This is a genomic window from Streptomyces diacarni (assembly GCF_003323715.1).
In the GTDB taxonomy this organism is placed as follows: domain Bacteria; phylum Actinomycetota; class Actinomycetes; order Streptomycetales; family Streptomycetaceae; genus Streptomyces; species Streptomyces diacarni.
Window position 1 is genome coordinate 749,747 of the sequence record NZ_QOIN01000048.1, and the last position, 11,023, is coordinate 760,769.

Below are 11,023 nucleotides of genomic sequence, written 5' to 3' on the forward strand. Positions count from 1 at the left end.
CACTGGTACCCTGTACCGGCCTGTCGAGTATCGAAGAATTCCCTGTGACACAGACCAGGGGCGCTCGGCGGCCACGACCCCTAGGAGTACGAGTGTCGTCTCTCGACGCCGCGACGAAGAAGCAGATCATCTCCGAGTTCGCCACCAAGGAGGGTGACACCGGCTCCCCCGAGGTCCAGGTGGCGCTGCTCTCCCGTCGTATCAGCGACCTGACGGAGCACCTGAAGACCCACAAGCACGACCACCACTCGCGCCGTGGTCTGCTGCTGCTGGTCGGCCAGCGCCGCCGCCTGCTGCAGTACCTGGCCAAGAAGGACATCCAGCGGTTCCGTGCGCTGGTCGAGCGCCTCGGCATCCGCCGCGGCGCGGCGGGCGCCCGCTAGCAGCTGAGGAAGGGAGCGGTTCCCGTTCGGGGGCCGCTCCCTTCGACGTATCGGAGCACAGCCGTCTCTCATGGGACGGTGAGGCTTTGTAGTCTTGTCACGCGAGACATCGCACAACGACAGTACGAAACAGTACGAGGCAGGAGCGCGCCCCGACGCCGGTCCTCGGTAGTGGCCCCCGGACCCGTGGAGACCCACGGCGGCTCCGGGAGCTTCGATCGAAGACCGGCCCGCACCGGGAGCGCTCCGTCGAGCACACATGGTCCGCTGCGAGACGTGCGGCGGACGACGACGAGGAGATATTCCTGGTGGAGAACGAGACCCACTACGCCGAGGCCGTGATCGACAACGGCGCCTTCGGCACCCGCACCATCCGCTTCGAGACGGGCCGCCTGGCCAAGCAGGCCGCGGGTTCCGCCGTCGCCTACCTGGACGACGACACCATGGTGCTGTCGGCCACCACGGCCTCGAAGCAGCCCAAGGACCAGCTGGACTTCTTCCCCCTGACGGTCGACGTCGAGGAGCGGATGTACTCGGCCGGCAAGATCCCCGGCTCCTTCTTCCGCCGAGAGGGCCGGCCCTCCGAGGACGCCATCCTCACCTGCCGGCTGATCGACCGCCCGCTGCGCCCCTCCTTCAAGAAGGGCCTGCGCAACGAGATCCAGATCGTCGAGACGGTCATGGCGCTCAACCCCGACCACGCCTACGACGTGGTCGCCATCAACGCCGCCTCCTGCTCCACGCAGCTGTCCGGCCTGCCCTTCTCGGGACCGATCGGCGGCACCCGCGTCGCGCTGATCCGCGGCCAGTGGGTCGCCTTCCCGACCCACTCCGAGCTGGAGGAGGCCGTCTTCGACATGGTCGTCGCCGGCCGTGTGCTGCCCGACGGCGACGTCGCGGTGATGATGGTCGAGGCCGAGGCCACCGACAAGACCGTCGAGCTGGTCAAGGGCGGCGCCGAGGCGCCGACCGAGGAGGTCGTCGCCTCGGGTCTGGAGGCCGCCAAGCCCTTCATCAAGGTGCTGTGCCGCGCCCAGTCCGACCTCGCCGCGAAGGCCGCCAAGCCGGTCGCCGAGTTCCCGATCTTCCTGGACTACCAGGACGACGTCCTGGAGGCGCTGACCGCCGCCGTCCGTGACGAGCTGGCCCAGGCGCTGACCATCGGCGGCAAGCAGGAGCGCGAGAGCGAGCTGGACCGCGTCAAGGCGGTGGCCGCCGAGAAGCTGCTCCCGCAGTTCGAGGGGCGCGAGAAGGAGATCTCGGCCGCCTACCGCGCGCTGACCAAGACCCTGGTGCGCGAGCGCGTCATCAAGGAGAAGAAGCGCATCGACGGCCGCGGTGTCACCGACATCCGCACCCTGGCCGCCGAGGTCGAGGCCATCCCGCGGGTGCACGGCTCGGCGCTGTTCGAGCGCGGCGAGACGCAGATCCTGGGCGTCACCACGCTGAACATGCTGCGCATGGAGCAGCAGCTGGACACCCTCTCGCCGGTGACCCGCAAGCGCTACATGCACAACTACAACTTCCCGCCCTACTCCACCGGTGAGACGGGCCGCGTCGGCTCGCCGAAGCGCCGCGAGATCGGCCACGGCGCGCTCGCCGAGCGGGCGCTGGTGCCGGTGCTGCCGACCCGCGAGGAGTTCCCCTACGCGATCCGCCAGGTGTCCGAGGCGCTGGGCTCCAACGGTTCGACGTCCATGGGCTCGGTCTGCGCCTCCACCATGTCGCTGCTGAACGCCGGTGTGCCGCTCAAGGCCCCCGTCGCCGGTATCGCCATGGGCCTGATCTCGCAGGACATCGAGGGCGAGACCCACTACGTGACGCTGACCGACATCCTCGGTGCCGAGGACGCCTTCGGCGACATGGACTTCAAGGTCGCCGGCACCAAGCAGTTCGTCACCGCGCTGCAGCTCGACACCAAGCTGGACGGCATCCCCGCGTCCGTGCTGGCCGCCGCCCTCAAGCAGGCCCGCGACGCGCGGCTGCACATCCTCGACGTGATGAACGAGGCCATCGACGTTCCGGACGAGATGTCCCCGAACGCCCCGCGGATCATCACCGTCAAGATCCCGGTGGACAAGATCGGTGAGGTCATCGGCCCGAAGGGCAAGATGATCAACCAGATCCAGGAGGACACCGGCGCCGACATCACCATCGAGGACGACGGCACCATCTACATCGGTGCCGCCGACGGCCCGGCCGCCGAGGCGGCGCGCTCCACCATCAACGGCATCGCCAACCCGACGATGCCCGAGGTCGGCGAGCGCTACCTGGGCACGGTCGTCAAGACGACCACCTTCGGGGCCTTCGTCTCGCTGCTGCCCGGCAAGGACGGTCTGCTGCACATCTCGCAGATCCGCAAGCTGGCCGGTGGCAAGCGCGTGGAGAACGTCGAGGACGTCCTCGGCGTGGGCCAGAAGGTCCAGGTCGAGATCGCCGAGATCGACCAGCGCGGCAAGCTCTCCCTCATCCCCGTCCTGGACGAGGCCGAGTCCGAGAGCGGCTCCGCTTCGGGGGACGCGGAGAAGTCCGAGGACGAGTCCGCGAAGTGACCCGTACGTCCCGCACGACGGCCCGCCCCGCCTCCGAGGCAGGGCGGGCCGTCGCCCGTACCACCACCCTGATCAAGGGCGAGAACGGCGCGGGCACCGTCCGCAAGACCGTGCTGCCCGGCGGGCTCCGTGTGATCACCGAGTCCGTGCCGACCGTGCGCTCCGTCACCCTCGGCATTTGGGCGCACGTCGGCTCCCGCGACGAGACCCCGGCGCTGGGTGGCGCCACGCACTACCTGGAGCACCTGCTCTTCAAGGGCACCGAGCGGCGCAGCGCGCTGGAGATCTCCGCGGCACTCGACGCGGTAGGCGGTGAGATGAACGCCTTCACCTCGAAGGAGTTCACCTGCTACTACGCGCGGGTCCTGGATGCCGACCTGCCGCTGGCCGTCGACGTCCTCTCCGACATGCTGACCTCCTCCGTCATCGACCCTGCCGAGGTCGAATCGGAGCGCGGCGTGATCCTCGAGGAGATCGCCATGACGGAGGACGACGCCGGGGACTGCGTCCACGACCTGTTCGCCCACACCATGTTCGGCGACACCCCGCTGGGGCGCCCCGTGCTGGGCACCGTGGACACCGTCAACGCGCTGACCCGCGACCAGGTGACGCGCTTCTACAAGAAGCACTACGACCCGACGCGGCTGGTCGTCGCCGCGGCGGGCAACCTCGACCACGCGCAGGTCGTCAAGCGGGTGCGCGCCGCGTTCGAGCGCGCGGGCGCGCTCGCACGCACGCAGGGCGAGCAGCCGGTCGGGCCCCGCTCGGGCAGCCGCTCCCTGCGCGGCGGGGGGCGGGTCGACTTCGTCGACCGGGCCACCGAGCAGGCTCACGTGGTGCTCGGGATGCCCGGCGTCTCGCGGCACGACGAGCGCCGCTGGCCCCTCGCGGTACTGAGCACCGCGCTGGGCGGAGGCATGAGCTCCCGGCTCTTCCAGGAGATCCGCGAGAAGCGCGGCCTGGCCTACAGCACCTACGCCTACACGTCCGGCTACGCGGACTGCGGCCTGTTCGGCGTCTACGCGGGCTGCCGTCCTGGGCAGGTGTCCGACGTGCTGAAGATCTGCCGCGACGAGCTCGACCAGGTCGCGCGCGACGGGCTGACCGACGAGGAGCTGCGGCGCGCCATCGGGCAGCTGTCGGGCTCCACGGTGCTCGGCCTGGAGGACACCGGCGCGCTGATGCACCGCCTGGGCAAGAGCGAGCTGTGCTGGGGCGAGCAGATGTCCGTGGACGGCATGCTCGCGAAGATCGACGCCGTCACGCCCGACGACGTCCGCGAGGTCGCCCGCGAGGTGCTGAGCCGGCGCCCCTCGCTGTCGGTCATCGGGCAGCTCACCGACCGCCAGGCCGCCCGCCTGGACGAGACCGTCGCCTGACGCCCGCCCCACCTCTCCCACCCACCACGTAAGGAACGAGCACAATGAGCAAGCTGCGCGTAGCCGTCCTCGGCGCAGGCGGCCGGATGGGCTCCGAGGCCGTGCGAGCGGTCGAGAGCGCCGACGACATGGAGCTGGTGGCGGCCCTGGGCAGCGGGGACGCGCGCAGCGCGCTGACCGACGCGGGCACGCAGGTGGCCGTGGACCTCACCCGCCCGGACGCCGTCATGGGCAACGTGGAGTACTGCCTGGACCATGGCATCCACGCCGTCGTCGGCACCACGGGGTGGACGGACGAGCGGCTGACGGCGGTGCGTGCCCAGCTCGCCGACTCTCCCGGCACCGGCGTGCTCATCGCCCCGAACTTCGGCATCGGTGCCGTGCTGACGATGCGCTTCGCCCAGCAGGCGGCCCGCTTCTTCGAGTCCGTCGAGGTCGTCGAGCTGCACCATCCGGGGAAGGCCGACGCGCCCAGCGGCACGGCCGTGCGGACCGCACAGCTGATCGGGCAGGCCCGCGAGTCCGCCGGGCTGCCGGCCCAGCCCGACGCCACCACCCAGTCGCTGGAGGGTGCGCGGGGCGCCGACGTGGACGGCGTACCTGTGCACGCGGTGCGGCTGCGCGGTCTGGTCGCCCACCAGGAGGTCCTCCTCGGTGACGAGGCGGAGACGCTCACCATCCGCCACGACTCCCTGCACCGCAGCTCGTTCATGCCCGGTGTTCTGCTCGGCATCCGCAAGGTGCCCGCCAGCCCGGGGCTGACCTTCGGCCTCGAACACTTCCTCGACCTGGACTGACGGGGTACGGCACCGTGCGCGCGAAGCTCACCTATTTCCTGCTGGCCGCCGTCCTGGTCGTCTACTTCGTCCTGGTCGGCAGCCGGGGCGTCCTGCTGATCGAGCAGGGCACCCCCGTCACCGTGCCGTTCGGCATCGCGGTGCTGGTACTGCCGTTCATCGGTGCGTGGTTCCTGTGGCACACCACGCGCTTCGCCCGCCGCGCCGGACAGCTCGCACGGGAGCTCGAAGCCGAGGGCGGACTCCCGGTCGACGAGCTGGAGCGCACGCCGTCCGGCCGCATCGACCGGGCCTCGGCCGACGCGGTCTTCACCCGCCGCCGGGCCGAGACGGAAGAGCACCCGGGGGACTGGCGCTCGTGGTTCCGGCTGGCCGTCGCCTACCACGATGCCCGGGACACCCCCAGGGCCAGGAAAGCCATGCAGCACGCCATCACCCTGCACGAGGCCAAGCCCCGCAACTGACGGGGCCCCGCGCCGACGCCTCAGCCGCGGGACTCCGCCGCCCAGCTCTCTATGACGTCCGCGGCCCGTTCGAAGCCGGGGCGGCGCGGGAGGAAGTCGGCGTTGTGGTCGGTCAGCAGTATCCGCCGGTTCTCGGCATCCGATCCCGCGCCGCCGTCGCCGGGCGTGGCCCTGGGGTACAGCACCAGGGCCTGACCCTGCACCGTCCGCGGCATCCCCAGCCATCTGACGGGCCGCTGCACCGTGCGCACCACACCGACCTCGGGCCAGCGCAGGGTCGTCGTCCGCAGGAGCCCCGCCTGGCGCAGGCCGAGGGAACTGACCCACACGCCCGCCCGGAGCAGCCGGACGGCCAGCACGATCACCAGCACGCCGCAGCCCGCGCAGACCGCCGCGCTGGGCAGCGAACCGGCGAGGGCGATGACCAGTGCCGAGAAGAGGACGTACGAAGCGAGCAGCAGGAGCAGCGCTCCACCGCCCACCCGCCACGGGCCGGGGCGGTAGGGCCGCCGCCACAGGTCGCGGTCGGCCTCGGCGAGCGTCACCGACTGCGCCGCCTGGACGCGGTCCTCACGGTCGGCCGTCACAAAGGGCAGGGGCACGGCAGGGTCCTCGCTCGCTCACGACAGGGGGCGGCTCCGGGCCGTCCCACGGCTGGGCTGCCGCCGCGGGCGGGCACGGCGGTGTGAGCGGTGACATTAGCGAGGGCGGGCGCGGGCGGCCACCCCCGGGTGCCGTTGCCGAGGGTGGCCGTGAGGTCAGCGGCCTTCGGCCGCCGCCGGGTGGTCCCGGTCGGGGACCTGGTTGTCGGTGAGCGCGGGTCCGCCGAGCAGGACGGAGCCCACGAGGCCGGCGACGATCGTCACTCCGACCAGGGCGCTGCCGGCGACCTGGCGGAAGCTGCGGCGGGCACGGGGCGGCGGGGTGACGTTGCTGCGGAACCGGTCGGCCTGAGCTATGAAGGCGAACGGGACTGTCTCTCCGCGGCGGGACATGACGGGGCGCTCCTGCATGATCGTTCTGGGCGGTTGGTTGCTTGTAGAGGGGTAACGTCCGGGGCGGCTTCCGAGTGCCCGCTGCCGCCGGACCCATGTGAAAAATATCAACCGCGGGGCGAAGGATTGTCACCGGGGGTGCCGTTTCTTGGTCCCGAGTCTCGTTTGTCCGGTTAAGGGTCGTCATAACGGCCTATCGGGCCGGGGCGGCCGAGGCTGTCCGCCCGTCCCCGTAGGCTGTTTCCCGCCCCGGAAGACGCACGTGGAAGGACCCCGCAGGTGACCGACACCTCCGCCCCGCTCGCCCCGAGTTTCCGCAGCGACATGACGGTCGAGCTGGTCAAACACAGCGCCGCCGACACCGACGTGCTGTGGGCCGCCCGGGTCTCCACCGCAGGGGAGCAGTCCCTGGACGAGCTGAACAAGGACCCGGGGCGCTCCAAGGGCCTGATCAACTTCCTGATGCGCGACCGGCACGGCAGCCCCTTCGAGCACAACTCGATGACCTTCTTCATCAGTGCCCCCCTCTTCGTCTTCCGCGAGTTCCACCGGCACCGTGTCGGCTGGTCCTACAACGAGGAGTCGGGCCGCTACCGGCAGCTCCAGCCCGTCTTCTACGTGCCCGGCGCCTCCCGCAAGCTCGTCCAGCAGGGCCGCCCGGGTAAGTACGAGTTCGTCGAGGGCACGCCCGAGCAGCACGCGCTGACGGGCCACGCCATGGAGGGCGTGTACCGCACCGCCTACGAGACGTACCTGGAGATGCTGGAGGCCGGCGTCGCCCGCGAGGTCGCCCGCGCCGTCCTGCCTGTGGGCCTCTACTCGTCCATGTACGCGACCTGCAACGCCCGCTCGCTGATGCACTTCCTCGGACTCCGCACCCAGCACGAACAGGCCAAGGTGCCCAGCTTCCCGCAGCGGGAGATCGAGATGGTGGGAGAGGCGATGGAGGAGCAGTGGTCCAAGCTGATGCCGCTGACCCACGCCGCCTTCAACGCCAACGGACGCGTCGCTCCCTGAGCGGGCCGCCGCACACCGGCCGGGTTTCCCGGCGGTGGTCACCCGCCCGCGCCTCCCGTCGGTACAGCCACCCGACAACACCTCTCGCCGGCACAGCCGCCCGGCCGCCCAGACGCCGGGGCGGTCACCCGGCTGCGCTCCCCGCCCTCCGGACGGAGGCTCCCGAGGAGGTGTCCGTATTGCGGCGGTTCGAGATGTTCATCTAGGGTGATTGTGCGGTCCCGGCACTGCCTGAACCCCCGAGCAGGCAGTGCCGGGGCCCTCTTTCCCGGCGGATCGGACGCCCCGAGGCGGCGCGGCGGGGCCCGCTGCGAGTAGCGTGGAGCCCATGGCTCCGACCTCCACACCGCAGACGCCCTTCGGGCGGGTCCTGACCGCGATGGTCACGCCGTTCACCGCGGACGGTGCGCTCGACCTCGACGGCGCGCAGCAGCTCGCTGCTCACCTGGTGGACGCCGGCAACGACGGTCTCGTCGTCAGCGGCACCACCGGTGAATCCCCGACCACCTCCGATGCGGAGAAAGCCCAGCTCGTCAAGGCGGTCGTGGAGGCCGTGGGCGACCGCGCCCACGTGGTCGCGGGAGCCGGCACGAACGACACGGCGCACAGCATCGAGCTGGCCACCGCCGCGGAGAAGGCAGGCGCCCACGGGCTCCTCGCGGTGACGCCCTACTACAGCAAGCCCCCGCAGGAGGGTCTGTACCGGCACTTCACCGCCATCGCCGACGCGACGGAGCTTCCGGTGATGCTCTACGACATCCCCGGCCGCAGCGGCGTTCCGATCAACACCGAGACGCTCGTCCGGCTCGCCGAGCACCCCCGCATCGTCGCCAACAAGGACGCCAAGGGTGACCTCGGCCGTGCCAGCTGGGCCATCGCCACCAGCGGCCTCGCCTGGTACAGCGGCGACGACATGCTCAACCTCCCGCTGCTGTCCGTCGGTGCCATCGGCTTCGTCTCCGTCGTCGGCCACGTCGTCACCCCGGAGCTGCGCGCACTGCTCGATGCGCACCTGAGCGGCGACGTCGCCAAGGCCACCGAAATCCACCAGAAGCTGCTCCCGGTCTTCACGGGCATGTTCCGCACCCAGGGCGTCATCACGACCAAGGCCGCGCTCGCCCGTCTGGGCCATCCGGCCGGACCGCTGCGCCTCCCGCTGGTCGAACTCGCCCCGGAGGAGCTGGACCAGCTCACGCACGATCTCGCCCACAGCGGGGTACACCTGTAGTCCTCGAACTTCCCACAACTGCATACCGCCGGACACCGGCACAGTGCACGACCCAACGGAACACGCACGTCACGTACGCACGCCTCGCGTGCCCGTACGCATCATGAATACCGCGCGCCACGTACCCAGGCGGGTGCGTGGCGCGCGTGGTAAGGAGAGTCTTTTGAGTCATCCGCATCCTGAGCTCGGTCCGCCTCCGCAGCTCCCCAAGGGCGGCCTCCGCGTCACCCCCCTGGGCGGTCTCGGCGAGATCGGCCGCAACATGACCGTCTTCGAATACGGCGGCAGACTCCTGATCGTCGACTGCGGCGTCCTCTTCCCCGAGGAGGAGCAGCCCGGCATCGACCTGATCCTTCCCGACTTCACCACGATCAGGGACCGCCTCGACGACATCGACGGCATCGTCCTCACCCACGGTCACGAGGACCACATCGGCGGTGTTCCCTATCTCCTCCGCGAGAAGCCGGACATCCCCCTGATCGGCTCCAAGCTCACCCTCGCCCTCATCGAGGCCAAGCTCCAAGAGCACCGCATCCGGCCCTACACGCTGGAAGTGGAGGAAGGCCACCGCGAACGCATCGGCCCCTTCGACTGCGAGTTCCTCGCCGTCAACCACTCCATTCCCGACGCCCTCGCCGTCGCCGTGCGCACCCCGGCCGGCATGGTCGTGCACACCGGCGACTTCAAGATGGACCAGCTCCCGCTGGACGGCCGCCTCACCGACCTGCGCGCCTTCGCGCGCCTCGGCGAAGAGGGCATCGACCTGCTGCTCAGCGACTCGACCAACGCCGAGGTCCCCGGCTTCGTCCCGCCCGAGCGCGAGATCTCCTCGGTACTGCGCCAGGTCTTCTCCAGCGCGCAGAAGCGCATCATCGTGGCGAGCTTCGCCAGCCACGTGCACCGCATCCAGCAGATCCTGGACGCCGCACACGAACACGGCCGCCGCGTCGCCTTCGTGGGCCGCTCCATGGTCCGCAACATGGGCATCGCCCGCGACCTGGGCTACCTCAACGTCCCCGCCGGACTCGTCGTGGACGTCAAGACCCTCGACGACCTGCCGGACGACGAGGTCGTCCTGGTCTGCACCGGCTCCCAGGGCGAGCCCATGGCGGCCCTCTCCCGGATGGCCAACCGCGATCACCAGATCCGCATCGTCCAGGGCGACACCGTGATCCTCGCGTCGTCCCTCATCCCGGGCAACGAGAACGCCGTCTACCGCGTCATCAACGGCCTCACCCGCTGGGGAGCCAACGTCGTCCACAAGGGCAACGCCAAGGTCCACGTCTCGGGCCACGCCTCCGCGGGCGAGCTGCTGTACTTCTTCAACATCTGCCGGCCGCGGAACCTGATGCCCGTCCACGGCGAGTGGCGGCACCTGCGCGCCAGCGCCGAGCTGGGCGCGGCCACCGGCGTCCCCCAGGACCGCATCGTGATCGCCGAGGACGGCGTCGTGGTGGACCTGGTCGACGGCAAGGCCAAGATCACCGGCAAGGTCCAGGCCGGCTACGTGTACGTCGACGGCCTCTCGGTCGGTGACGTCACCGAGTCCTCTCTCAAGGACCGCCGCATCCTCGGAGACGAAGGCATCATCTCCATCTTCGTCGTGGTCGACAGCACCACGGGGAAGATCGTCGGAGGCCCCCACATCCAGTCCCGGGGCTCCGGGATCGACGACACCGACTTCGCCGCCGTCATGCCGAAGATCGACGAGGCCCTCGCCAAGTCCGCCCAGGACGGCATCGCGGAGACCCACCAGCTCCAGCAGCTGGTGCGCCGCACGGTGGGCAAGTGGGTCTCGGACAGCTACCGCCGGCGCCCGATGATCCTGCCCGTGGTCGTCGAGGTCTGACCCTCGCAGGGGCTCCGCGAGAGCCTCGACGGGAGCGGGGCGCCCTCGATTTGCCTCCGGGCGCTCCGCTCCAGTACGTTTACGGCTCCACCGCACCGGGAACCCGGGGCCGCCAACGGTCCCCAGGCGACTGGTACCCCGGAATCGGAAAACGGCCCGGAAAACGAGCCGGAAAGATTCTGGTAAGGTTGGAGACACCGAAAGGGCAAACGTCCGGAGAAACCCGTGAGACGGTTTTGAAGGAAGCGTCCGTTCCTTGAGAACTCAACAGCGTGCCAAAAGTCAACGCCAGATATGTTGATACCCCGACCTGCCGGGTTGTTCCGGTGGGTTGAGGTTCCTTTGAATTACACAACAGC

General features: G+C 70.1%; 10 protein-coding genes. 8 read left to right on the forward strand and 2 right to left on the reverse strand.

Going from position 1 to position 11,023, the window contains the following annotated elements; translation table 11 throughout:
- Positions 1-92: 92 nt before the first annotated feature.
- From rpsO to DTL70_RS25165, 5 genes are all read left to right on the forward strand, one after another.
- Positions 93-383, forward strand: a complete 291-nt coding sequence (gene rpsO / locus DTL70_RS25145; RefSeq protein ID WP_016470189.1) for a 30S ribosomal protein S15 — start codon at positions 93-95, stop codon at positions 381-383.
- Positions 384-691: 308 nt separating this feature from the next.
- The gene (locus tag DTL70_RS25150; protein ID WP_114024215.1) at positions 692-2,935 is read left to right on the forward strand and encodes a polyribonucleotide nucleotidyltransferase; all 2,244 of its coding nucleotides are present in this window, start codon (positions 692-694) and stop codon (positions 2,933-2,935) included.
- Positions 2,932-4,314: a M16 family metallopeptidase gene (locus DTL70_RS25155; protein WP_114024216.1), complete on the forward strand. Its 1,383-nt coding sequence runs from the start codon at positions 2,932-2,934 to the stop codon at positions 4,312-4,314. Before DTL70_RS25150 ends, DTL70_RS25155 begins: the two co-directional genes overlap by 4 nt.
- A 44-nt stretch (positions 4,315-4,358) precedes the next feature.
- Positions 4,359-5,111 (forward strand): 4-hydroxy-tetrahydrodipicolinate reductase, encoded by a 753-nt coding sequence (gene dapB / locus DTL70_RS25160; RefSeq protein ID WP_114024217.1) that lies wholly within the window; start codon positions 4,359-4,361, stop codon positions 5,109-5,111.
- A gap of 14 nt (positions 5,112-5,125) precedes the next feature.
- Positions 5,126-5,575 (forward strand): hypothetical protein, encoded by a 450-nt coding sequence (locus DTL70_RS25165; protein ID WP_114024218.1) that lies wholly within the window; start codon positions 5,126-5,128, stop codon positions 5,573-5,575.
- Positions 5,576-5,595: 20 nt separating this feature from the next.
- Here the strand turns inward: DTL70_RS25165 and DTL70_RS25170 are convergent, their stop codons facing one another.
- Together DTL70_RS25170 and DTL70_RS25175 are read right to left on the reverse strand one after the other, a co-directional pair.
- Entirely contained in the window at positions 5,596-6,177 is a 582-nt protein-coding gene (locus tag DTL70_RS25170; protein WP_114024219.1) for a hypothetical protein, read from the reverse strand.
- 156 nt (positions 6,178-6,333) lie between these two features.
- A complete protein-coding gene (locus tag DTL70_RS25175) occupies positions 6,334-6,570 on the reverse strand; it encodes a hypothetical protein (RefSeq protein WP_114024220.1) in 237 nt (78 codons plus the stop codon).
- A 279-nt stretch (positions 6,571-6,849) separates the two neighbouring features.
- Here DTL70_RS25175 and thyX point away from each other — a divergent pair, with 279 nt between their 5' ends.
- The 3 genes from thyX (at position 6,850) to DTL70_RS25190 (ending at position 10,664) form a co-directional block, all read left to right on the forward strand.
- The gene (gene thyX / locus DTL70_RS25180; RefSeq protein WP_114024221.1) at positions 6,850-7,587 is read left to right on the forward strand and encodes an FAD-dependent thymidylate synthase; all 738 of its coding nucleotides are present in this window, start codon (positions 6,850-6,852) and stop codon (positions 7,585-7,587) included.
- A gap of 328 nt (positions 7,588-7,915) precedes the next feature.
- Positions 7,916-8,815, forward strand: coding sequence for a 4-hydroxy-tetrahydrodipicolinate synthase (gene dapA / locus DTL70_RS25185; protein WP_114024222.1), 900 nt, complete (start codon positions 7,916-7,918; stop codon positions 8,813-8,815).
- 163 nt (positions 8,816-8,978) lie between these two features.
- Complete coding sequence (locus tag DTL70_RS25190) at positions 8,979-10,664, forward strand: ribonuclease J (RefSeq protein WP_114024223.1); 1,686 nt, start codon at positions 8,979-8,981, stop codon at positions 10,662-10,664.
- Positions 10,665-11,023 lie beyond the last annotated feature (359 nt).